At 44.3% G+C, this 21,300-nt stretch carries 24 protein-coding genes and 2 riboswitches; of the genes, 15 read left to right on the top strand and 9 right to left on the bottom strand.

What is annotated here, in order from left to right:
* The first annotated feature begins 67 nt into the window (after positions 1 to 67).
* The 3 genes from DP120_RS05180 to DP120_RS05170 all read left to right on the top strand — a co-directional run bounded on the left by DP120_RS05180 (position 68) and on the right by DP120_RS05170 (position 2,665).
* Positions 68 to 1,729, top strand: coding sequence for a M4 family metallopeptidase (locus DP120_RS05180; RefSeq protein ID WP_112222529.1), 1,662 nt, complete (start codon positions 68 to 70; stop codon positions 1,727 to 1,729).
* Between the two features lie 156 nt (positions 1,730 to 1,885).
* Positions 1,886 to 2,110 carry a cold shock domain-containing protein gene (locus DP120_RS05175; RefSeq protein ID WP_112222528.1) on the top strand — a complete coding sequence of 75 codons (225 nt, stop codon included), beginning with the start codon at positions 1,886 to 1,888 and terminating at the stop codon, positions 2,108 to 2,110.
* Positions 2,111 to 2,188: 78 nt separating this feature from the next.
* On the top strand, positions 2,189 to 2,665 hold the full coding sequence (locus tag DP120_RS05170) for a YkvA family protein (RefSeq protein WP_112222527.1): 477 nt from the start codon (positions 2,189 to 2,191) through the stop codon (positions 2,663 to 2,665).
* Positions 2,666 to 3,065: 400 nt separating this feature from the next.
* On the opposite strand, the gene DP120_RS05165 is transcribed toward DP120_RS05170, so the two are convergent.
* Both DP120_RS05165 and DP120_RS05160 read right to left on the bottom strand, forming a co-directional pair.
* Positions 3,066 to 4,673 carry an ABC-F family ATP-binding cassette domain-containing protein gene (locus DP120_RS05165; protein WP_112222525.1) on the bottom strand — a complete coding sequence of 536 codons (1,608 nt, stop codon included), beginning with the start codon at positions 4,671 to 4,673 and terminating at the stop codon, positions 3,066 to 3,068.
* A 412-nt stretch (positions 4,674 to 5,085) separates the two neighbouring features.
* Positions 5,086 to 5,322 (bottom strand): hypothetical protein, encoded by a 237-nt coding sequence (locus tag DP120_RS05160; protein ID WP_112222524.1) that lies wholly within the window; start codon positions 5,320 to 5,322, stop codon positions 5,086 to 5,088.
* Between the two features lie 88 nt (positions 5,323 to 5,410).
* Between DP120_RS05160 and DP120_RS05155 the strand changes: the two genes are divergently transcribed.
* From DP120_RS05155 to DP120_RS05145, 3 genes are read left to right on the top strand one after another with little or no spacing between them, the layout of a single operon-like run.
* Positions 5,411 to 6,589, top strand: coding sequence for an MFS transporter (locus tag DP120_RS05155; RefSeq protein ID WP_112222522.1), 1,179 nt, complete (start codon positions 5,411 to 5,413; stop codon positions 6,587 to 6,589).
* 32 nt (positions 6,590 to 6,621) lie between these two features.
* On the top strand, positions 6,622 to 7,347 hold the full coding sequence (locus DP120_RS05150; RefSeq protein WP_276310395.1) for a YjjG family noncanonical pyrimidine nucleotidase: 726 nt from the start codon (positions 6,622 to 6,624) through the stop codon (positions 7,345 to 7,347).
* The gene (locus DP120_RS05145) at positions 7,344 to 7,841 is read left to right on the top strand and encodes a GNAT family N-acetyltransferase (protein WP_112222521.1); all 498 of its coding nucleotides are present in this window, start codon (positions 7,344 to 7,346) and stop codon (positions 7,839 to 7,841) included. Before DP120_RS05150 ends, DP120_RS05145 begins: the two co-directional genes overlap by 4 nt.
* Positions 7,842 to 8,283: 442 nt before the next feature.
* Here DP120_RS05145 and msrA read toward each other — a convergent pair whose 3' ends face one another.
* Entirely contained in the window at positions 8,284 to 8,820 is a 537-nt protein-coding gene (gene msrA, locus DP120_RS05140; protein ID WP_112222519.1) for a peptide-methionine (S)-S-oxide reductase MsrA, read from the bottom strand.
* Positions 8,821 to 9,005: 185 nt separating this feature from the next.
* Between msrA and DP120_RS05135 the strand changes: the two genes are divergently transcribed.
* The 5 genes from DP120_RS05135 (at position 9,006) to DP120_RS05115 (ending at position 12,336) form a co-directional block, all read left to right on the top strand.
* Entirely contained in the window at positions 9,006 to 9,950 is a 945-nt protein-coding gene (locus DP120_RS05135; protein ID WP_112222517.1) for an LCP family protein, read from the top strand.
* Positions 9,951 to 10,010: 60 nt separating this feature from the next.
* Positions 10,011 to 11,201: an AI-2E family transporter gene (locus tag DP120_RS05130; protein ID WP_112222516.1), complete on the top strand. Its 1,191-nt coding sequence runs from the start codon at positions 10,011 to 10,013 to the stop codon at positions 11,199 to 11,201.
* 61 nt (positions 11,202 to 11,262) lie between these two features.
* Positions 11,263 to 11,682, top strand: a complete 420-nt coding sequence (locus tag DP120_RS05125; RefSeq protein WP_112222514.1) for a sporulation protein — start codon at positions 11,263 to 11,265, stop codon at positions 11,680 to 11,682.
* Positions 11,663 to 11,857 carry a hypothetical protein gene (locus DP120_RS05120; protein WP_112222513.1) on the top strand — a complete coding sequence of 65 codons (195 nt, stop codon included), beginning with the start codon at positions 11,663 to 11,665 and terminating at the stop codon, positions 11,855 to 11,857. The genes DP120_RS05125 and DP120_RS05120 overlap by 20 nt, the downstream gene beginning before the upstream one ends.
* A complete protein-coding gene (locus DP120_RS05115; protein ID WP_240611976.1) occupies positions 11,854 to 12,336 on the top strand; it encodes a DUF4362 domain-containing protein in 483 nt (160 codons plus the stop codon). Before DP120_RS05120 ends, DP120_RS05115 begins: the two co-directional genes overlap by 4 nt.
* Before the next feature lie 168 nt (positions 12,337 to 12,504).
* On the opposite strand, the gene DP120_RS05110 is transcribed toward DP120_RS05115, so the two are convergent.
* The 5 genes from DP120_RS05110 to DP120_RS05090 all read right to left on the bottom strand — a co-directional run bounded on the left by DP120_RS05110 (position 12,505) and on the right by DP120_RS05090 (position 17,393).
* Positions 12,505 to 13,743, bottom strand: coding sequence for a DUF5667 domain-containing protein (locus tag DP120_RS05110; RefSeq protein WP_112222512.1), 1,239 nt, complete (start codon positions 13,741 to 13,743; stop codon positions 12,505 to 12,507).
* 74 nt (positions 13,744 to 13,817) lie between these two features.
* Positions 13,818 to 13,900: riboswitch (cyclic di-GMP riboswitch) on the bottom strand.
* A gap of 145 nt (positions 13,901 to 14,045) precedes the next feature.
* Complete coding sequence (locus DP120_RS05105; RefSeq protein ID WP_240611975.1) at positions 14,046 to 14,804, bottom strand: energy-coupling factor transporter transmembrane component T family protein; 759 nt, start codon at positions 14,802 to 14,804, stop codon at positions 14,046 to 14,048.
* Positions 14,785 to 16,215 (bottom strand): ABC transporter ATP-binding protein, encoded by a 1,431-nt coding sequence (locus DP120_RS05100; RefSeq protein ID WP_112223250.1) that lies wholly within the window; start codon positions 16,213 to 16,215, stop codon positions 14,785 to 14,787. The genes DP120_RS05105 and DP120_RS05100 overlap by 20 nt, the downstream gene beginning before the upstream one ends.
* A complete protein-coding gene (locus tag DP120_RS05095; protein WP_112222510.1) occupies positions 16,208 to 16,789 on the bottom strand; it encodes an ECF transporter S component in 582 nt (193 codons plus the stop codon). Before DP120_RS05095 ends, DP120_RS05100 begins: the two co-directional genes overlap by 8 nt.
* Positions 16,782 to 17,393 (bottom strand): YkoF family thiamine/hydroxymethylpyrimidine-binding protein, encoded by a 612-nt coding sequence (locus DP120_RS05090; RefSeq protein WP_112222508.1) that lies wholly within the window; start codon positions 17,391 to 17,393, stop codon positions 16,782 to 16,784. Before DP120_RS05090 ends, DP120_RS05095 begins: the two co-directional genes overlap by 8 nt.
* Before the next feature lie 110 nt (positions 17,394 to 17,503).
* Positions 17,504 to 17,608, bottom strand: a riboswitch (TPP riboswitch).
* A gap of 395 nt (positions 17,609 to 18,003) precedes the next feature.
* Here DP120_RS05090 and DP120_RS05085 point away from each other — a divergent pair.
* The 3 genes from DP120_RS05085 to DP120_RS05075 all read left to right on the top strand — a co-directional run bounded on the left by DP120_RS05085 (position 18,004) and on the right by DP120_RS05075 (position 19,533).
* Entirely contained in the window at positions 18,004 to 18,654 is a 651-nt protein-coding gene (locus DP120_RS05085; protein ID WP_112222506.1) for a DsbA family oxidoreductase, read from the top strand.
* A gap of 24 nt (positions 18,655 to 18,678) precedes the next feature.
* Positions 18,679 to 19,005, top strand: a complete 327-nt coding sequence (locus tag DP120_RS05080; RefSeq protein WP_112222505.1) for an IDEAL domain-containing protein — start codon at positions 18,679 to 18,681, stop codon at positions 19,003 to 19,005.
* 207 nt (positions 19,006 to 19,212) lie between these two features.
* Positions 19,213 to 19,533, top strand: a complete 321-nt coding sequence (locus tag DP120_RS05075) for an IDEAL domain-containing protein (protein WP_112222503.1) — start codon at positions 19,213 to 19,215, stop codon at positions 19,531 to 19,533.
* Positions 19,534 to 19,955: 422 nt separating this feature from the next.
* Here the strand turns inward: DP120_RS05075 and DP120_RS05070 are convergent, their stop codons facing one another.
* Complete coding sequence (locus DP120_RS05070) at positions 19,956 to 20,681, bottom strand: SGNH/GDSL hydrolase family protein (protein ID WP_112222502.1); 726 nt, start codon at positions 20,679 to 20,681, stop codon at positions 19,956 to 19,958.
* A gap of 374 nt (positions 20,682 to 21,055) precedes the next feature.
* Between DP120_RS05070 and DP120_RS05065 the strand changes: the two genes are divergently transcribed.
* Positions 21,056 to 21,241, top strand: a complete 186-nt coding sequence (locus DP120_RS05065) for a hypothetical protein (RefSeq protein WP_112222501.1) — start codon at positions 21,056 to 21,058, stop codon at positions 21,239 to 21,241.
* Positions 21,242 to 21,300: the final 59 nt, after the last annotated feature.

The following is a 21,300-nucleotide window of genomic DNA, read 5'->3' as shown; positions in this document are numbered from 1 at the left end:
AATAATTAAACAGTTATGCTGTTAACACCGAGCTGCGATTCCGGTAAAACGAAAAGGAGTGAATTTGATGAAAAAGAAAAAATTACTGACTTTAAGTTTAGCAGCATCACTGGCATTATCAGCTACAGCAGTTTCCGCAAACACAGCACCAGGACAAAACACAGCAGAGAAGATCCATGTAAACAAAGAAACCAAGACGCCGGATTTTATTGCCGGGAAGCTTACAGCTCCATCCAATAAACCGGTGAAAGAAATTGTCCTTACATATTTGGAGCAGAAAGAAGAAGACTATAAGATCGGCAAGAATGGTTCGTCCAATTTCAAAGTTGTCAGCCAGAAAAAAGATGACCTTGGGTTTACAAAACTGAAACTGCAGCAAGTATTTAAAGGGGTGCCGGTATTCGGCTCCGTCATCAACGCGCATGTAAATCAGGAAGGTGTATTAACATCGGTATCCGGTAATCTTGCACCTGAATTGTATGACAAGCAATCATTGAAAAAAGGGGCAACAGTAAAAGCGGATGCAGCGCTGAAAAATGCAGCAGCTGACCTGGCTCAAAAAATTGGTGGTACACCGGAACTCGAACATGAAGCAGCGGCCGAACTGGTGGTATATGTACAAGACGGAAAAGCAAACTATGCATACAGTGCTGAATTTGAATTCCTGTATCCGGAACCGGGCAATTATCAGTACTTCATTGATGCCAAAACAGGCGAAGTTTTGGACTCCTATAATCAAATCCATGCAGCCAAACCTTCTGCAGGAGGGGGCACTTTAACTGGGGAAGATTCGACAGCCAGCGGAAAAGGGGTGCTTGGTGATACAAAAACCTTCAATACCTTGCTGAATAACAATGGATCCTATCTTGTCGACCGCACACGGGGAGACGGCATCTTCACATACGACGCGAAAAATCGTACACGAACGCCAGGAACGTTATGGCTCGACAGCGATAATGTCTATAACGCGGCTTACGACGGGGCAGCTGTAGACGCACATGCTTATGCTGGACAGACATATGATTATTTCCTTGACGTCCATAACCGCAACAGCTATGACGGCAACGGCGCGCAATTGGTATCGACAGTCCATTACGGGCGCAGCTATAACAATGCTTTCTGGAGTGGTTCACAAATGGTTTATGGTGACGGGGACGGCAGCCAGTTTATCCCATTGTCCGGCGCACTTGATGTAATTGCTCATGAACTGACGCATGCCGTTACAGATACGACGGCTGACTTGGTTTATCAGAACGAATCTGGAGCAATCAATGAATCGATGTCCGATATCTTTGGAACACTTGTCGAATACCATTTCAACAATAATCCAGATTGGCAGGTAGGCGAGGATATTTATACGCCGAACATTGCCGGGGATGCACTGCGTTCGATGGAAGATCCGACTTTGAGCGGAGACCCTGACCATTATTCGAAACGCTATACAGGAACTGGTGATTACGGCGGAGTCCATATCAACTCCGGCATCAGCAATAAAGCCGCTTACTTGTTGGCGAACGGCGGAACTCATTATGGAGTCAGCGTAAATGCTATCGGAAATGACAAAGCGGGAGATATCTATTACCGCACATTGACGCAGTACTTAACGCCGAATTCGAACTACAGCCATTTCCGTGCAGCTGCTGTTCAGGCTGCCACAGATTTATACGGAGCATCCAGTGCTGAGGTGGCAAGCGTGAAAGCCGCTTTCTCTGCTGTAGGGGTCAATTGACCATTTAAGTCTGAACTTTAATTGGCACGTTGGAGGTCCACGATTGTGGGCCTCTTTTTAATGGAAGCAGACAGCCTATTATAGAAGAAGTTTAAACGGTTGGCTTGGGAGGGTATAAAAAAGTATCGAGGATATGAAATTAGGAGGTTTCTTTTTATGGCTGATGAAGTAATTTGGGGCGAAGGAAAAGTGAAATGGTTTGATGAAGATAAAGGATACGGCTATATCGTCGCTGAGACAGGTGAGGAATTTTTCGTCGAAACGATTTCTATCAATATGGATCTGGGTGTATTGATGCCAGGGCAAGAAGTTAAATTCAATATTATTGAAGGAAATCCGGAAAGAGAACGAGTTGCTACGAATGTGACCATGAAATTTTAAAGTTTTACTGCATTAAAGCTTTTTCTTAGGACACATATGGTTATAATAAGGACAATTACGGATATAGGGGGAGAACCAATGACGAACGAAAATCTGAAAAAACCACTTCCAAGCGAAGAAGATCAACGTGATTTTTATCAGAAGCTGCGATACAAGATTCAAAACTGGGTAGATAGTAAAAACGGCAAGGGAAGCAAATTCCTGAAGTACGTATTGTTTGCTCCGGATTTTTTCCATTTACTGATGAAAATGATGCTTGACAGTCGCATCGACAGCAAAAGCAAGTCGATGATCGGAGCGGGGATCCTTTATTTCTTTGCACCGGTCGATTTACTGCCTGAAGCTATCATGGGGCCTGCCGGTTTTGCCGATGATGTGGTTGTGGCAGTTTATATTGTAAACTCATTGTTGAACAAGTATCCGAAGGAAGTTGTAACATCCCATTGGGCTGGTGACGAAGATCTGCTTATGGTAGTCAGCAGATTAGCCAGCACTGGAAACAAATGGGCATCTCGTTTGCCAGCGGGTAAAATGGTGAAACGTTTCCTTAAATAAATCAGAAAAATCCCGCTACACTTTTAAAGTGTGGCGGGATTTCAGTCTGTCGAGAAACATAAACTTCTTCAATCATTTCGCTGCATATCTTTTAATGTCTCGAAGCTAGCGCAGCGATGCAGAGACAGACGGACGCGTTCCGCAGGGAGCTGCCTGCTGCTGCATTTTATATCTGTAGAAACATATAAATATTTTTCTCGGAAAACCAAACTTGTTAGATTACTTCTTTATAGAAAGCGATTCTGAGATATGGAGCAAAATAGTGAGACTCCCAAGGGATCAGCTCAGTGCGAGCCCCAAGGAAAGCGAAGCTGTTTTGCGCAATATCGGTTAATTAGTATAACAAGCTAAAAATCCCGCGACACACTCCAGAGGAATGTGTGGCGGGATTTCTTTTGGCTTAGTTAGTGATGCCTTGTGATTCTTTCCATTCAAGAAATTCATCGTAAGTCAATTGTTTGTCGAGGATTGTACCGTCTTCACGGATTTCAATTACACGATTGGCAACTGTCTGGATGAACTGATGGTCATGTGATGTGAAGACCATCGCGCCTTTGAAAGCGATCATGCCGTTGTTCAATGCCTGGATTGACTCCAAGTCCAAGTGGTTGGTTGGTTCATCCAACAACAGGACATTGGCGTGGGACAGCATCATTTTAGAAAGCATGCAACGGACTTTTTCGCCACCTGATAATACAGACGGTTTCTTTTTCACTTCTTCGCCGGAGAACAGCATTCTTCCAAGGAAGCCGCGAAGGAATGTTTCACTTTCGTCTTCAGGTGAATACTGGCGCAGCCAATCGACTAGCGACAACTCGCTGCCTTCAAAATAGGCTGTGTTGTCAATCGGAAGGTAGGCGCGTGAAGTTGTAACTCCCCAGCGTGCATAGCCTTCTTCGGGCTCGTCTTCTTCTGCCAATATGCGAAGCAGGGCAGACTTAGCGAGAGGGTCACCGATCAATACAATTTTATCGTCTTTGTTCATATTGAAGCTGACGCCGCTCAGCAGTTTATTGCCATCCACTGTCTGGCTCAAGTCTTTAACCGTCAAAACGTCATTGCCGATTTCGCGGCCGATCGTAAAGTTGACGAACGGATATTTTCGTGAAGAAGGGCGAATATCGTCCAACTCGATTTTATCAAGCATTTTTTTCCGCGACGTAGCTTGCTTCGATTTGGAAGCGTTGGCTGAGAAGCGGGCGATAAAGGCCTGCAATTCTTTGATCTTTTCTTCTTTTTTGGAGTTCTGGTCAGATGCCAGGCGAGTCGCCAATTGGCTTGATTCGTACCAGAAATCGTAGTTTCCTACATAAAGTTGGATTTTACCGAAATCCAAATCCGCAATATGTGTGCAGACTTTATTCAAAAAGTGACGGTCATGCGATACGACGATGACAGTGTTTTCAAAGTTCATGAGGAAATCTTCCAGCCATTGAATCGCTTTAAGGTCCAGGTGGTTGGTAGGCTCATCCAGAAGAAGAACATCAGGTTTGCCGAAAAGCGCCTGTGCCAATAGCACTTTCACTTTATCGGAACCGGAAAGTTCCGCCATTTTCTTGTCGTGGAGATTATCTGAAATTCCAAGACCCTGCAAAAGGATTGCAGCTTCAGATTCTGCTTCCCAGCCGTTCAGCTCGGCAAATTCGCCTTCAAGCTCAGCAGCGCGCATGCCGTCTTCATCAGAAAAATCTTCTTTCATATAGATGGCATTTTTCTCAGTCATGACATCATACAATTTCTTATAGCCCATCATTACTGTATCAAGAACTTGTTTTTCCTCGTATTCGAAGTGGTCCTGCTTCAACACAGCGAGGCGTTCGCCTGATCCCATGTAGACATTGCCGGATTGTGCTTCAAGATCACCGGAAAGAATTTTAATGAACGTCGATTTACCGGCACCATTGGCTCCGATCAGTCCGTAGCAATTTCCCGGGTTGAATTGGATGTTCACGTCCTCGAATAATTTACGGTCACCGAAACGTAAACTTACATCATTTACTGCTATCATTAATACGTACCTCCTAAATTTCACAATGCCATTAGTATACCATGAAATGGTCAAAAACAGATAGCATCTGAACGCGGTGTTCGTTAAACTAAAAGGGAAGAGTGTGGTTCGAAAAGAGAAATTCTAATCATGCCGCTTCGGCGCTTTGGACAAGGCTCCCACAATAAGCCGAGAAGACCACTCGTCTTATTGCTCCGCCCAGTCCTGAGCCGCGCCTTTGCTGAGAAAACTTTCTAGAGATGTGGAGTACAACAGCGAAGACGCCTTGGGGAGCAAGGTTAAACCCCGTGCTCCTGCATCGCTGCGCTGCTTCGTCGCAAAGACTTAGCCTCGCAGGCGTCGGCTAATGTCTTCGGAGCTGTTTTGCGGAACATCGTTTACCAAAGATTCTTACTTACATATTATAAAATTGCTAAACCTTATACTTTCGTTCCTTATAAGCTTCAAGCATACCGAGGTCTTTGTTGAGTAAATACTCCATTTTAACATAATCGCGCCGTGTCGGAATGTGTTCCGGGGTCAGGCCTTTCATGGTGAATATGAAATAATAGCCGCCTATTTGGCGGAACCAGACAACCACATGCGGGAATTCATCAAAAATGGCTTTTATATTATAGCGTTTAGCATAGCTCCAATTTACGATTTTCATAGATGTAACCGCCTTTCACTGCTTTTATTTTAATAAATTTTTGTGGCGAACACAAGTTTGATTGGCGTCGGAAAGGGGTGTTTACATTTTGACAGACAAGCAAAAAAAATCCGCGCTTGGCATAATGGTTCTGGCGATTCTTTTTGTCTCCATCAATTTGCGTCCGGCAATATCTTCAATCGGCCCGCTGCTGGATACGATACGGGCAGATCTTTCACTGACCAGCAGCCAGGTAAGCCTGCTTACCTCGGTGCCGGTTTTCTGCATGGGTTTGTTTGCGCCGCTGGCAGTCGTTTTCAATAAGAAGCTGGGACTGAAAAAATCCATCGCAATTCTATTGACGGCGATAGGGGCATTCACATTGCTGCGCGGCTTTTTGCCAACCTATCCAATTCTGCTTGCCAGTGCATTTTTTATCGGTTTATCGATAGCCATCATCAGCCCGTTGCTGTCTGCGATGATCAAAAGAAATTTCCCGACGCGTACAGCTTCGTTGATCGGCGTCTATTCATTCGGAATGGGGCTCGGGGCAACATTGGCAGCGGGATTAACGGGCGTCTTTTATGCGGTCGCGGGATGGCCTTTTGCATTGGCGAGCTGGGGGCTGCTGTCGGTAGCAGCGATTATTTTATGGCTTCGCGTTAAGGAGCCGGCAGCCGAAGTAGATGAAATACCGCTGGAAGGCATTGCTGTCGTTTCACCATGGAAAAACAGGCGTGCGTGGTATATGCTTCTGTTTTTCGGTTTCCAGTCGGCGTTGTTCTTTTCCATCATTACCTGGCTTGCACCGATTGCCATCGAAAAAGGGATGTCGATCCTGGTTGCCGGTGCGGTCCTGACTGTCATGTCGACAGTTCAGATCGCCTGCAACCTGTCGATTCCACTGCTGCTTGAAAAATGGCCCAGCCGCCATTTATGGATTATGATCAGTCTTGGATTCGGAGCGGTTGGTGTTCTATTGCTGATGTTTGCGGGCATTGCCTTTATCTGGCCTGCAGCGATTTGCCTGGGTATCACACTCGGAGGTTTGTTCCCATTGGCATTAATGATGCCGTTGGATGAAAACTCTACGCCGGACGACGTCAACAGCTGGACTGCGATGATCCAGTCCGGAGGATATATCATTTCCGCGCTTACGCCTTTTGCCATCGGCTTATTCTATGACCGATTCCAAAACCATATGATCTCATTGAGCCTGTTTCTTGGGTTTATTGCCATGTTAATGGTGTTCGCTTTTTTATTGAAAGAAAAACCTGCAACTGATTGAAATCAATACGAATTAAAAAGGGGAAATCCGACTTGAAAGAGCAGATTTACACGACCGTCATCTTTGATATTGACGATACATTAATGGATTTTGCATTATCAGAACACGCAGCATTACATAATACATTTATGGATTTTAAGATTCCAAATGGCTTTGTCGACATGCATGACAGTTACAGGGCAATCAGCAAAGTACTGTGGAATGACCTGGAACAAGGGAATATTGCGCTGCGGGAACTTGGAGTGGAGCGGTTCCGGCGCTTGTTCCTGGAACATCAGACAGATAAAGATCCGGTTGCGTTCAGCAACACATATCTGGGTTATTTGGGGAAGGAAGCCCATCTGATGGCTGGTGCCCTTGAAGTTTTGGAAGAGTTATCGCATTGCCGGCTTGTGATTATGACAAACGGCTTCGGCGAAGTACAGAAATCGAGACTTCAAAATTCAGAACTTGGCAGTCACTTTGAACACATCGTCATATCGGAAGAGGCAGGCTATCAAAAACCGGATTCCGGGATTTTCGATTATGCTTTTTCCAAAATAGGAATCGAAGCGAAAACGAAGACGATTATTGTGGGGGACTCATTGACCTCAGATATTCAAGGAGGTATAAATTACGGCATTGATACGGTGTGGTTCAATCCAAACGGCAAAAAGAATGACAGCGAAATCCAGCCGACATATGAAATACAGGATCTGCTGGAAGTCATAGATATTGTCAACGGAAGTATTGGCAACAGAAAGGAAGGAGACAAGTGATTATCAGAAATGCAGAAAGGGCTGACGCCGCACGATTGGTGAACTTGATTGCAGATGCAGAAAAATCGGGTTTCATGATGTTCGAACCGGGTGAACGCCAAATATCACCGGAGCAGTTAAGCAAAAGAATAGAGGCAATGGAACAGGATGAAAAATCGGCGATACTGTTGGCGGATGACGATGGGGAACTGAAGGGGTATCTGTTCATCATCGGCAACAGTCCACAGCGGAGGAGCCATAGTGTGTATTTGGCCATCGGCATTGGGGAATCGAGCCGAGGGAAAGGCGTCGGCACCAGATTGTTCGAACAATTGGATGCTTGGGCGATCGAAAAGGGAATCCGCCGGCTGGAACTTACTGTGATGATTCATAATCGCGCCGGTGTCGCTTTATATCAGAAGGCGGGCTTTAAAATAGAAGGAATCAAAAAGAATTCGTTGAAAGTCAACGGGGAATACATAGATGAGTATTATATGGCGAAGCTGCTTGGGTGATGGTATTTAAGTCTTCTTAGAAACGATATTACGCAAAACAGCTCCGCGTTCCTGGGGGCTTGCGCTAAGCTAACTCGTGCTCGTTTCACTTCGCCCGAGTGGATCTCAGCACTTCGCTCGAAACACAGTTGGAAGCCAACTGTGTTTCTAATCCCCTGGGAGTCTTCGCTGTTTTGCTCCATATCTTTAGAGATTTCTTTCAGCAAAGGCGCCTCTCCGGAGCAGGCGAATGCCGACAGGACAGAAGACGAGTAGTCTTCTCGCCTTATTGCGGGAGGCAAGGAGCGCTTTAGCGCCTCCTTTGCCACGAGCAGTGCGCAGGAGCATAATCTTTGCACTGTCCATAGCGCCGAAGCGGTATTTGTTCTATTTCTTAAGTTCAACTTGTATAGATAGATAAATAAAAAAACGGACGCTTCCATTTCTGGAGCGTCCGTCAATATTATTTTTCGATTTGTTCCTGTGTCCAAACGGCATCAAGGAATTCATCCCGGCCGGATTGTGCACGGTCTTCATGGTAATGTTCAGAGTTTTTCTTGTAATAATCCTGGTGGTAATCTTCTGCTGCATAAAACGGTGCAGCGTCAAGAATCGGCGTGTTTACCGGTTTATTGTATCGGCCGCTTGCATCCAGTTCCTGCTTTGACTTTTCAGCAATTTCACGTTGTCTGTCGTTATGGACAAAGATGGCCGGCTTGTATTGATCGCCGCGATCCTGGAACTGCCCTTCATTGTCAGTAGGGTCAATCTGCTGCCAGAAGATATCAAGCAATTGCTCGTAAGGGAAAACTTCCGGATCGAATGTGATTTCGACCACTTCAAGATGGCCGGTTGTGCCAGTCTTTACTTGTTCATAAGTAGGATTTTCCACGTGGCCGCCGGAATAACCCGAAACCACTTTTTCTATTCCATCAAATTGGTCAAACGGCTTAACCATACACCAGAAACAGCCGCCTGCAAATGTCGCTTTCTCTGCCATAACACATCTCCTCCTGTCGTTCATAAAAGAAATAGTACCACTGCAACTGTTTACAGACAATAAAATTGTTTATACTGTATGAATATAGAGTTGTATTACACTGATATGTCGATACTTTAAAGTGGAAACTTCTGCATCGCCCATGCGTCATATTTGGCATGGATATAGAAAGGAATGTGTCATTAATGGAAGAAGAACGCCAACTTAGAGGAAGACGCCGCAAAAAGAGAAGAGTCCGTAAACGGGGAATCCTGTTCATGCTATTGATTATTCTGCTTGCAGCCGGCGCCTACTTTTTTATGCAATATCAAAGCGGCAAGAAACTGGCCGAAGAATCGGATTTACCCGAAGTTGAATTTAATAATGATGAAGAAAATGAAGGCTATGAAAATATATTGGTACTGGGTGTCGACTCCCGCGGTGAAGAAAAATCCCGTACGGATACGATGATGCTCGTTTCGCACAACAAAGAATCGAATGATGTGAAAGTTGTGTCGTTCATGCGTGATATCTACGCGGAGATTCCAGGATATCAATCCTATAAATTGAATACAGCTTATTACCTGGGCGGAGTAGATTTGTTAGCTGATACACTGCGCAATATGTTCGGTGTGGAAATTCAGCATTATGCTTTAGTCGACTTCTCCAGTTTTGAGAAATTAGTGGATATTGCTGCGCCTAATGGCGTCGAAGTAGATGTCGAAAAAGACATGTCTGAGAATATCGGTGTATCACTGACTCAGGGCCAACAGCGTTTGAATGGCAAGGAGTTGCTCGGCTATGCCCGTTTCCGTGCAGATAATGAAGGAGATTTCGGTCGTGTACGCCGCCAGCAGCAGGTTCTTGCAGCGCTGAAGGAAGAAATGGTCAGCGTTTCCGCCATTCCCAAGTTCCCGAAACTGGCAGGAGCTGCACAAGGCTATGTCCAAACCGATATGCCGGCACTGGACCAGGTGAAGCTGGCGACTGATATGGCGACCGGCGGAACAGAAGGCATTGAGAGGCTGACGATTCCGGTTGAAGGCAGCCATAGCTACGGTAATTATGCACAGGCCGGATCAGTGCTCGAAATCAATTTGGAGCAGAACCGGCAGGCCTTGAGTGAATTTTTAGGCCAGCCCCTGCAGTAAATAAATCAGAATATATGCTAAAATAGAAATGATTAGTCCAAAGGGAAAGTAGGAAGCGCCATGGAACCTGAAGAAAAGCCATCCTTTTTTACAACGAACTACATTCAGTTCCTGGGAGGCAGAAACACTTTATTTACTTTAATTGCGTTACTGTTGGTTGGCTTGATCGTTTTCATATTCAGGGAAGTTTCGTTCATATTTAATCCGCTTAGCGTCTTTATGCAGACGGTTGTATTGCCTGTGACCTTAGCGATGATTTTGTATTATCTGCTGCGCCCAGTACTGAGGCTTCTTGAACGGTTCCGCGTCAAAAGAATCTGGGGCATATTGATCATCTTTCTTGGCGTCGTCGGTTTGCTGACACTCGTCACATTTTTGATCCTGCCTTTCCTGCGGGAGCAGCTCCAAATGTTGATTGATGAGTTTCCGCAGTACTTCATGCAATTAATGACGGATATTGATGCGTTTCTTCGTACCTCATATATAGGGGATTACTATACCGGATCCAATTTTGATATCGATCAATTGATGGAAACGTTGCCGGATAATCTGGCAGGCATCCTTCAGGATACGGTGACGACCATCATCACCGGAGTTACAGGTTTCCTGTCCACGATCACCAGCTTTGTGCTGTCGATTGTCGTCGTTCCGTTTATCTTGTTTTATTTGCTGAAAGACGGCGAAAAGCTTCCGGAATATATTTTGAAACTTTTGCCGCCGCGGCTGCGCGACGATACACGTGAGGTATTTGGTGAAGCGGATAAGCAGTTAAGTGCTTATATCCAGGGTCAATTGATCGTTGCCTTCCTGATCGGCGTTATGGTTTATATCGGTTTCCTGATCATCGGCATGAAGTATGCGCTTCTGCTCGGAGTGCTGGCAATGTTCACAAGTGTTGTGCCTTATATCGGGCCTGCAATCGCAATAACACCGGCAGTCATTATCGCTTTAGTAACTTCGCCATTCATGCTGGTGAAGCTGGCGATTGTCTGGACAGTGGTGCAATTGGTGGAGGGAAATGTGATTTCACCGCAGGTCATGGGGAAAACGCTGTATATCCATCCGGTCACCATCATCTTCGTCCTATTGACAGCCGGTTCCTTATTCGGAGTGGCAGGGGTGATTCTCGGAATTCCAGCTTACGCAATCCTGCGTGTTCTGGTTTCCCATATATTCAAGCTGTTCAAACGCCGGTATAATAAATATGAGCCTGCACTTGATAACCATTACGATTATACAGAATTGCATTAAACGTTTACGGTAAGACCAGAAGTGGTAAAGTGGTAATACAAAAATTTGGAGGTTTCCTAAAATGAAATTCAAAGATTTTTTATCATCAATCGGCTTTGGATCGATGAAAGTCGAAACAGTAGTGGAGAGGCCGCATTTGGAAGAAGGCGAGACCTTGAACGGCACCATCTATTTCGAAGGGGGAGACTCCGACCAGGAAGTTGATTATGTGGAATTGCACGTCATCAAATTAATCGATGATTACCGTGAAGACAGTGATTTTAATATCATTGAAACCGTTGTATCCAAGCAATCCATGGAGTTTGCAGGTTCTGTCAAATCAAAGGATACGGTGATGCAGCAATTCGAAATCGTTCCGGATGAGCGATGGCTGGTGGAAACCGATAAATCGCGCCTGATCCTGAGGACGATTGTGCATATCCGTGAAGGCGTGGATGTACGCGATGAAGACGAGATTACATATGGGAAAATTGAAGGCTGAAAAGCCTTTTTTTTTTGCTTTTAAAATTTATACAGATGATAGTCGCCAAAAAGAACACTCAAAAAGTGGAGTTAAGTTGAGAAGGGAAAAAAAGGGAATATATTTCGGCTCCTATGTTAAGATTTATAATAGAAGAGAAAATTATATTTTAAAGGAAGGGAGATGGTTTTATTGAAAAGTTTTTCAATCCTGTTAGGTGCGTTGCTTAGCACAATGTTTTTAATCGGATGCCAACAATCGACTGGTGCTGATACTACAACGATTGCAGTCGACAATCCTGAAAGCCCTTATCCTCGTGAAGAGGCGATTGAAAATGGGGATGTTGTTGATATTTTTGGTGAAATTACCAACTTGGATAAGTTTGAAGAATTTATCGAGAATTTCGAAGCCGGAATTGAAGATGAAATCCGCATTACATTGTATACGGTAGAAGGCGATCCGGTTTTTTATAATCTGAATTTCGACGGCGATAAAATAAATTACACCTACGATGACTCGCAAGATGGATATGCGGGTGCTGACAGAGGAGCACAAAGTACATCTTGTTCTGAAATTACATCTGAAAATACAGACGAAGGAACAATGTATAGTTTGAAAGAATGTTCATCTTCGGATGTTGGCAGCACATTTTACTTTTTAATACCGAAATCATAAAAGTATGATGAATTACAATCCAATTTGAGGGCTATGAAGGTTTTCTATTATTCTATGTAGATAATGATTAATAAAATGTTAAAGGCAGACCGGATACAAGGTATCCGATCTGCCTTTTTAACTGCTAATGAATTATGGACTGCATCAATTGTTTTTACCTTTTCTATCTTATGGTTTAGATTTCTCGTCAGCCTTTTCTGGTTTGCCTTTTTCTTCTTTAGCAGCTTTTTCAGCTTCACGTTTTGCTTCAGCGGCAGCTTTTTCAGCTTCACGTTTTGCCTCAGCGGCAGCTTTTTCAGCTTCACGTTTTGCCTCAGCGGCAGCTTTTTCAGCTTCACGTTTTGCTTCAGCTGCAGCCTTTTCGGCTTCACGTTTTGCTTCAGCCGCAGCCTTTTCCTGCTCACGTTTCAACTCAGCGGCAGCTTTTTCAGCTTCGCGCTTCGCTTCAGCATCCGCTTTTTCGGCAGCTTTTGCATCTTTGACCGTCGCTTTTTCTTCGGCTTTCACAGCTTTTGCGGCAGTCTTTTCTTCTTCTGTACGCTCCTCATCAGAATCGGAATCTTCATCAGATGGGGGAGCGGGTACTGTTTCATCTTCATCAGTTGCTTCATCCGTATCTTCCTCAGTTTCTTCGGATACTTCAGCCTGCTCTTCAGCACTGTCTTCATTTTCTGTCGTTTCATCTGCAGTCTCGTCTTCTACAGGAGCATCTGTTTCTTCATCTGCTTCACTTTCTTCTTCCGGCTCATCTAACTTGGCAAGTTCTTTTTCAATTTTACTCTCCAAGCGTTCCATCGCCTTGGCGACATTTTTAGCGAGCGCTTCTTTCGCTTTCGGATTGGTCACTTTCTCCATGGCCGTCTGCAGAGCCAATAAGTTAGAGTTGAATTTCTCTTCCAAAGCAGCACGGGCATCTTCTTCTGTCAAATCGTCAGCTGTCTCAGAAACGTCTCCAACGTTTATTTCTTCGTCACTTGCCTCATCAGAAGTCTCTTCTTCCTCAACATCAGTCAATTGCTCCAGACCTTCTTCATACAACTCCAATGCTTTCTCAAGAGCTTCCACAGCCAACTCCTCATTGCCCTCAGCCATTAACGCTTCAGCTTCCAGAATCCGCTGTTCTGCATACTCAGCAAACAATTCGGCTTCAGCTGTGTTGTCGAACGTCACAGCCAGCTGTAATTTTTCCTGTAATTGCTTCAGGAAATAAAAGAAATCGCCTGGTACCAAATCCGGCTCTTCAGCAACTTCAATTTCAGATGTGGTGTTTTGAACCTGTTCTTCATTCTCATCAGCAGAAGCAGAAACTGCATTAAAAGACAGGAATCCTGCTGATGCCATAATTCCCACTGCAAAATAACGCTTGATCTGTTTGGAAACTTGTTCTTTTTTGTGTTCTGACAACATTCCATTACCCCCGAGTTCTTATTTTCATTGCAAAAGAATATTGAACTCTACTAAAAAAAGTATCATTCGCCATTCCCGGCAGCCCAGCCGCCTTAGCCGGAGCCACAGGCCTGAAACTTTGCGTCACAGCCTTTCGACTGCTTTGCCTTTATACAAGATGCGAATAAATATTTTGTTTAGCTCATACGAAGTAAACAGAATATTATTGCTACCTTAGTTTAATAGAATAATATAAAAATAGGTAGGGTAATAGGAACTTATTTATTGTATTTATTTACAAGTTAAACGCTATTTAGACTCAATTATAATGACAAAAAAGAACCTAAAATTGATGTCGAAATAAAAATCAACAGTATAGCAGCAGACAAAGCAAAATCTTTCGGCTTTATGGACACAGGCTGGAAAAACTCTTTGCGCATTTCACCGGTAAATCCCCGCGCTTCCATCGCAAAAGCGGAGCGTTCCGCTTTTCTTACAGCTCCGGCAAGCATCGGGATAATGATTCTGCGAACGCCAAGAACCCGCTGCCACCAGAATTTTTCAACGGCGGCTCCGCGCAGGCGATGGGCCTGTTGGATCTGAAAGAATTCATCTTTCAGCACAGGGAGAAATTGATAGCCGACAAGTACACCGTAAGCGAGTTTTGGCGACAGCTTGAGCTGCTGCATCAGACTCATAACGAATTTCACGGGATCCGTCGTCAAAGCGAACAGCAGAGACAGGGAGGAAAATGCCAGAACACGGAACGACAGTGATAAGGCTAATGCTAACTGTTCATCCGTCACATCAAAGCCGAACAGTGACCAGATAACAGTGCCTCCCGTTTCAGCACCAAAGACAATCGTCGTCCACAAATAGCCGAATGCGCCGATCACAAAAGGAAGCATGAACAAGCTCCAAAGTTTCCAGTTGATTCTGCTGAAAATGAGCTGAAGGACGAGGATACTGAAAAAGAACAGCAACGGCGTCCATGGATTGAAGAAAAATGCGAGACCAAGCATCGCAATTGTCACCGTGATGAACTTTAAAGAAGGATTCATATCATGCAAAAGATTCTGCACGGCGCATCATTCCTTTCGGCGGCAATAGGTTATGGGCTGCTAGCAGTTCCGGATCCTGCCACACTCTATCGGCAAGGAATTTCCCTGTCATTCTGCCGTCCTTCAACAGCACAATAGAATCAGCGACAGCGGCGGCAAACTCCATATCATGTGTCACGATAAAAACGGTATCTCCCTGGTCCAATCGGCTGTCGATAAGACGGAACAGTTTCAATAAAGCTCCTTCATCCTGCCCTGAAGTCGGTTCGTCGAGAAACAGTATATTTCGTTTATCCGCAAGCATCGCCCCGATCGCCACCCGGCGTTTTTGGCCATGGCTGACGGAAAATGGATTTTGTTCTTTGATTTCCGTTAACCGGAGAGACTTCATCAGATCATCCAGTTCCAGTTTGGAAGACATTCCGCCAAAAGCCATTTCGTCAAGGACTGTTGAAGTTAAAAACAAAAATTCTGGTGATTGTGGTACATAGCCACACGGGTCTGATGCAAATTTCACGGCTTCTTTTTTATAGGTGCCACAGATCGCTTTCACCAATGTCGATTTCCCGCTGCCATTTGGTCCCGCTATGACGATGCATTCTCCTTTTTGCGCATGGAATGAAACCGGCTGGAGCAGAGTATTTCCTTTCATCTTTACTGAAAGACCCGTCGCGGATAAAGCAGTCTCATCCAGTATTGAATGGAGCCGGAGCGGGTAACGCAAAATCTCGTGCGGCTCGAAGGTGGCATCTTCTGAAATTCTGCCATCGCTTGTTATCTTAATTTCACGCTCAAAAAATGTTCCCCAATAATCAAGCCTATGTTCAACAGCGATGACTGTCAGATTGAACGTCCTTTGCAATTGATCGAGCCAAAGGACAAATTCTTTCCCGGTATATGGATCGAGATGCGAAATCGGTTCATCAAGCAACAGGACTTCGGGATTCATGACCAATGCACAGGAAGTGGCAACCCGCTGTTTCATTCCGCCAGAAAGTGTTTGGATCGAAACATGGCGAAGGTGGGACAGACCGGTTATGTCCAGGACATGACGGATACGTTCCGCCATTTCGCTTGCCGGGGTATTTAAATTTTCAAGAGTGAAGGCAAGTTCTTCTTCGACCGTTGGCATGCAGAACTGCGAATCCGGATCCTGAAAAACGGTAGCCACTCGGTGGTTGATTTCTCCAGGTGCATAAGAATCTGCCGGTTTGCCGAAAGAGTGAATTTCGCCATCCACGATGCCGTCGCAATTGGCAGGATAGAGCCGGTTCAATAAATACAGCAAAGTCGACTTGCCGGAACCGCTGGGACCGGAAATGGCGACCCGTTCGCCGCGCTCGATGGTAAAAGAAATAGATGATAATGTCGGTGATTGGTCATCCGGAAAACGGAAGCTGACATTATTCATTTCAAAGATAGTGTCAGGCATTGGCATCACGCGGTTGTGTCCGGGCAATGGCGTAGCCGCGCAGTGAACCGGTCGCAAGCAGCGCATCGCCGATGTATTTGCCGCCGATGCCTGCGATGATTGCTCCGCTCAATACGCGCAGCGTGAACATCAGCGCAACGAACGAAGGATCCAGTGCCGCATAGCCGGATACGAAATAACCGTAGATGAAGCTGAATACTGCAGCACCGATACCTGCAAGCATAAAGACGAAAATATTAAAGTAGCGGTAACGCGTCACAGCAAAAGCTGCTTCAGCGCCGAGCCCTTGAACAATCCCGGAAAGGATAAGGCGCGGACCGACCGCATTACCGAGCATCACTTCGATGATTGCGGCCATGGTTTCGGGAATTAAGGCAGCGCCTGGCTTACGGATAATGTGCATACAGATGATTGAAACGATAAACCAGATGCCGAACATCCATTCATAGGCGATGGGGCCGATCAGCCCTGCCCAGATATTGCCGAGGTGGATGAATAACAGGTAGACGATACCAAACACGACTCCGAACAGTGACATCAATACGATTTCCTTCAGTTTCCACGATTTAAGCATCGGCTTTTCCTCCATCAGCTTTGGCATGAGAAGGGCTGTTGATGCTCATGGAGACCGTCATGACGAGATGGCGATGTTCATCAGAACGTGCATGAGTGAATGATTCTTCAAAAAAGGCGAAGACATCATGTATATCGCCGTGGATGCCGCTGGCGTAATGCATCGAATCGTTCCAGACGCCGTGTTCTTTTGCCCGTTCCACTTCACGGTAAATGACGCTCATATAATCGGGATTGTTCATCGGATAAAGAGCAAACTGCGACGATACATACTGCTTTGTGTTATCCGTATTCAACAACTCATCATCTTTGTCGAGGTAGACATCTCCTGAAGTATCTCCCGGGCAGCCGATGGAAAACGTACCATTCAATGCTACATGTTCTCCTGTTTTCGCTGCATGCAAAGTCAATGCTTTCGCCACATTGAAGACGTGAATCTGTTTTCCGCGGATGACAGTGGATACGTCATCGGTGTGCATCCAAACATTCGAGGTGTCGGTGTCGTTCAGCGCCCCTTTGATGATTTTGATGAAATCGCCGGACATCGGATTGAGCGTGAAGCGAAATCCGACAATCGGGCTCGTGCCGCATTGCAATGGTTCCATAACAATATTCCTCCTTAAAAATGTGCACAAAAATAGCCGCATCCGTGAAGATGCAGCCACTGTTCCATGCAAATTAAAAGGAGATACTAGCTCCTGAAAAGTTCGTTTTGCGGAAAGTCACCGCACTTCCTCACGCAGGTCCTAACCTGATCGAGTCATAAGGGATCGGAGCTTTCGCTCGCATCTCAGCTAAATAAGCACCCCCAGTGCAGAAAACGGTATGCGGTTTTTGTGTTCGGGTTGTCCCGATGGCTCTAGTGTAAATGAAGGGAGGGGGGAAGTAAAGGGTATTTTGTAAACATGATATTCCGCAAAACAGCTTGCTTGCATGGGGGGCTTGGGCTGAGCTTGGTCCCCTGGGCGTCTGCGCCGTTTTGCTACATATCATTTAAATAATTACTAACTCAATAGAGGAAGTATTAAATGAAAATAAATGGGAAAATCCATTTATCTCGAAATCAGAGCATATTTATTGTGTTCATGCATAAACCGGCGTAAAATTCCCATTAGTCACCAAATTTATTGGGGCTTTATTGAAAAGATAAGAAGATGAAAATCGATTGATTTAAACTATATAACTATCTGGTTAGCAGAAAGGATGGTTTTTGATATGACAGTAAAAGTAAAAGTATATTCGGATTATGTTTGTCCGTTTTGTTTCCTGGCAGAAAAGCCGTTAGAGGAAGCGATTAAAGGAAAAGATGTGGAAGTTGAGTGGATGCCTTTCGAATTGCGTCCAGCTCCCAATGCAACATTGCGCCCAGAAGATGATTATCTCCAAACAACTTGGTCGCAGTCGGTTTACCCGATGGCTGAACAGATGGGAATCGAGATAGTTCTTCCGGATGTGTCACCGCAGCCTCATACCCATTTGGCATTTGAAGGGTTTCAATATGCCAAGGAAAAAGGGAAAGGTACTGCATACAATGAACGCATGCTAAAAGCTTTTTTCCAGGAGAGCCAGGATATCGGTGATGTCGATGTATTGACGAAACTGGCAGGGGAAGTCGGTTTGGATGAAAAAGAATACCGTGATGCACTTGAGTCCCGTAAGTACAAAGAAGCTCACCAGCAGGCACTTGTACACTCATATGAAGAGGCTGGAATAACGGCTGTACCGACATTCGTGATCGGCGATACTAAAATAGCCGGCATCCATACGAAAGAGACAATCGAACAGCTGATCGACGAAGAACTGCAGAAACAAAAGCCTAAAGTCTTGTTTGAAGGAATGGCTTGTGGACCAGACGGTTTCTGCTAATACTACTAGAAGAGGTGTAAACCTATGACGATTAACAATAAAGCGATTTTAAAGAATAACGACTGGGTAAAAGGCATTTCCCGACACGGCGAAATGATTATCGGTTTTGTTGACTCGATGAGTTTGGAACAAGAGGCAGTGCATGTAGTTGTGGCCGAAAGCGACAATGAAGAGCTGATCGGCAAAACGATTCCGATGCATTTCACTCAAGTAGAAGTCATTCCGACGGCCGCAACCAAAAATGCCGGCGAGCTTGAGTTTTTGATCGATCTGGCTTTGGCGACAGGTGATAAAGACTGGTTTGAAGAGCTTTCTGCTGAATTGAATGAGAAGAAGCAAGCGGTCAATTAAGATAAACAGAAAAGATAATGATATAAGAAAGAGCAGCGGCATAATAGAGCCGCTGTTCTTTTTGTTTGATAGTCTAAGCCCTAAAGCAAATAAGAGTAATATTTTCATATTAATGCGTAAGGGAATTAAAAGAGGGTATTGAAGATTATAGTGAAATAATCAAGATTTAATTATCAAAAAAATAAATGACAAAGCAGGTGTTGAGATATGAATGAAGAGACTACGATTTTAAAAACAACTGATTGGGTTAAAGGGACTTCGATTAAAGGTGAAATAGTTATAGGATTTATCGATTCGCTGAGCATGGTCCAAGGCGCTGTATATGTAACGGTTGCCGAAAGCGATAACGCTGAAATTGTAGGATTAACGATTCCACTTGCAGTCCAGCAGGTCGAGAGTTTGCCAGAAATTGCACCGAAAGATACAGCTCAGCTTGAGGATCTGATTGACCTGGCTTTGCAGACTGGTGATAGAAAGTGGTTTGAAGAGTTGACTGGTGAGTTGAACGGGAAGAGGGAAACGGTTTAATAATTAATAGACAATATAAAAGCAATGAACTTGTTATGAGCTTGTTGCTTTTTCTATTTGCTCTTTTATAAGTGATATTATCCTATAAAACACAATTGTAATAACATAATAGTGAGTAAAATAGTGTTAGGATATGGGTATAGCTCAATTAGGGGCACTCCTTAGTTGATTTACGTTAACTACTGTGTATCTATATAAGTTACTTTTATTTTCTAAGCCTTCGACTTAATAGGATAATTTACAATATTAATTAAAAGAACCGAAAAAAACCTATGCCATAGTGGAGACAAAAAAGATCGATTACTAATAACGCCTAATCGATACAGTACATCCCGAAAAAAGTGCCTAGCCATAATATATATGTTTACACCAAAGAGTAACCCCCTCCCCCCTTACAGGGAGAGGGCGGTTACTTTTTTTGTTTATTCCAATCCCAAAGCCTCCAACCCAATTTCCGCCAATGCAGCCTGGCCTTCTTCAGTCGGATGGATGTCACCCTCGATGATATAGTCAGCCTGTTTTTCCTGATAAGCTAAAAAGGCATCTGCGAGAAAGACATTCTCGTGGTTTTCGGCAATCTCCGCATAGGCGGCGTTTATCTGGGGCAAGAGGGATTCGCCGATTCCATGCAGGTTGCTGGAGGGAGGTAAGGGGTTGTATATATTATATAGAAGGATTTTTGCGTCTGTAAGTGACCGGATTTCTTCAATAAGTTCGCCTAACTCTGCGGAAACATTATTGCTGCTGAGTTCCTGAAGAATGATTTCGGTCATTATCATTGGATCTCCTGCGCTTTCAGTTTGGGCATTTCGGAGAATCCGCAGTAAATCGTTGCCTCCGATTGTCATGGCGATATAGTCCGCGTCTTTAACTAGAGTCTGGTATGTTTCATCTTCTCGAAGGGCTTCAGTGACCTGTCCGGTTTGCCAGCCTGAAACAGCCAGGTTGTGTACTTCTAAACCTGCTTCTTCACCGATTAAATAGGGATAGCCAGACTGCTCGCTGTTTACAAGATTGGCACTGGCGGTTATGGAATCACCTAAAGCAACAAGTGTCATCGGCTCAAGGTCTTCTTCCGCACACGCGCTCAGAAAAATGAGAGAGAAGATGATAAAGGCCATGGGTATAGCCATTCTGATTTTTGACATTTCCCAGCTCCTATAATATTTTTTGTCTATAATATCATGAAAATATTATTAAATGTACTCTTTAACAAAGGCATATTAATCTTTTCCCAATATAAAAGAGCATCCTTTTGAAAGTAACAATCGTCTAGAATTTTGACAATTCATCACAATGGCATAAAGAAAAATAGCAAATACCAAATAAAACGAAACGGCTGAAGAACTATCTTCAGGCGTTTTTTACACTTTATTTTAATTTATGTTGACAAGATTTACAATTTTTAGAATAATTAAAAAGTATTAATTAAAGTTTTCATTGAGAAGGAGGGAAAAGGTCAAGATTATAAGAATAGGAGTATTAAAAGCAGGATTGACAGCGCTTGCAGAAGGGGGTTTATATGATTTGGGTTATAGCTTTCGGGCTGGTGACAATAGCATCGGTAGTATTGGGGCTTAAAAAGAAGAGGGCGTTATATTTGCTGGTCCCAGTTGCATCCATCTTCACATTCGTGTTAGTGAAAATCATTATGGTTCCTCTTCCTTTTACTGACACGGTCCGTTTCATATTCAGCTTGAGTGGATGAACAAAGAACTCATTGTAACAGGTTGATTTTGATTTTATCAAAAATAATGGGGTGAAGAA

Source organism: Planococcus halotolerans (genome assembly GCF_003289955.1).
Classification (GTDB): Bacteria; Bacillota; Bacilli; order Bacillales_A; family Planococcaceae; genus Planococcus; species Planococcus halotolerans.
Note: the sequence above shows the minus strand (reverse complement) of the source record. Positions and strands in the feature narration are given on the sequence as shown.

Bases quoted from the DNA above. Each gene is read 5' to 3' on its own strand.
- DP120_RS05180 (WP_112222529.1), top strand. From the start codon at position 68: ATGAAAAAGAAAAAATTACTGACTTTAAGTTTAGCAGCATCACTGGCA.
- DP120_RS05175 (WP_112222528.1), top strand. From the start codon at position 1,886: ATGGCTGATGAAGTAATTTGGGGCGAAGGAAAAGTGAAATGGTTTGAT.
- DP120_RS05170 (WP_112222527.1), top strand. From the start codon at position 2,189: ATGACGAACGAAAATCTGAAAAAACCACTTCCAAGCGAAGAAGATCAA.
- DP120_RS05165 (WP_112222525.1), bottom strand. From the start codon at position 4,673: ATGATAGCAGTAAATGATGTAAGTTTACGTTTCGGTGACCGTAAATTA.
- DP120_RS05160 (WP_112222524.1), bottom strand. From the start codon at position 5,322: ATGAAAATCGTAAATTGGAGCTATGCTAAACGCTATAATATAAAAGCC.
- msrA (WP_112222519.1), bottom strand. From the start codon at position 8,820: ATGGCAGAGAAAGCGACATTTGCAGGCGGCTGTTTCTGGTGTATGGTT.
- DP120_RS05135 (WP_112222517.1), top strand. From the start codon at position 9,006: ATGGAAGAAGAACGCCAACTTAGAGGAAGACGCCGCAAAAAGAGAAGA.
- DP120_RS05130 (WP_112222516.1), top strand. From the start codon at position 10,011: ATGGAACCTGAAGAAAAGCCATCCTTTTTTACAACGAACTACATTCAG.
- DP120_RS05125 (WP_112222514.1), top strand. From the start codon at position 11,263: ATGAAATTCAAAGATTTTTTATCATCAATCGGCTTTGGATCGATGAAA.
- DP120_RS05120 (WP_112222513.1), top strand. From the start codon at position 11,663: ATGGGAAAATTGAAGGCTGAAAAGCCTTTTTTTTTTGCTTTTAAAATT.
- DP120_RS05110 (WP_112222512.1), bottom strand. From the start codon at position 13,743: ATGTTGTCAGAACACAAAAAAGAACAAGTTTCCAAACAGATCAAGCGT.
- DP120_RS05100 (WP_112223250.1), bottom strand. From the start codon at position 16,215: ATGCCTGACACTATCTTTGAAATGAATAATGTCAGCTTCCGTTTTCCG.
- DP120_RS05095 (WP_112222510.1), bottom strand. From the start codon at position 16,789: ATGCTTAAATCGTGGAAACTGAAGGAAATCGTATTGATGTCACTGTTC.
- DP120_RS05090 (WP_112222508.1), bottom strand. From the start codon at position 17,393: ATGGAACCATTGCAATGCGGCACGAGCCCGATTGTCGGATTTCGCTTC.
- DP120_RS05085 (WP_112222506.1), top strand. From the start codon at position 18,004: ATGACAGTAAAAGTAAAAGTATATTCGGATTATGTTTGTCCGTTTTGT.
- DP120_RS05080 (WP_112222505.1), top strand. From the start codon at position 18,679: ATGACGATTAACAATAAAGCGATTTTAAAGAATAACGACTGGGTAAAA.
- DP120_RS05075 (WP_112222503.1), top strand. From the start codon at position 19,213: ATGAATGAAGAGACTACGATTTTAAAAACAACTGATTGGGTTAAAGGG.
- DP120_RS05070 (WP_112222502.1), bottom strand. From the start codon at position 20,681: ATGTCAAAAATCAGAATGGCTATACCCATGGCCTTTATCATCTTCTCT.
- DP120_RS05065 (WP_112222501.1), top strand. From the start codon at position 21,056: ATGATTTGGGTTATAGCTTTCGGGCTGGTGACAATAGCATCGGTAGTA.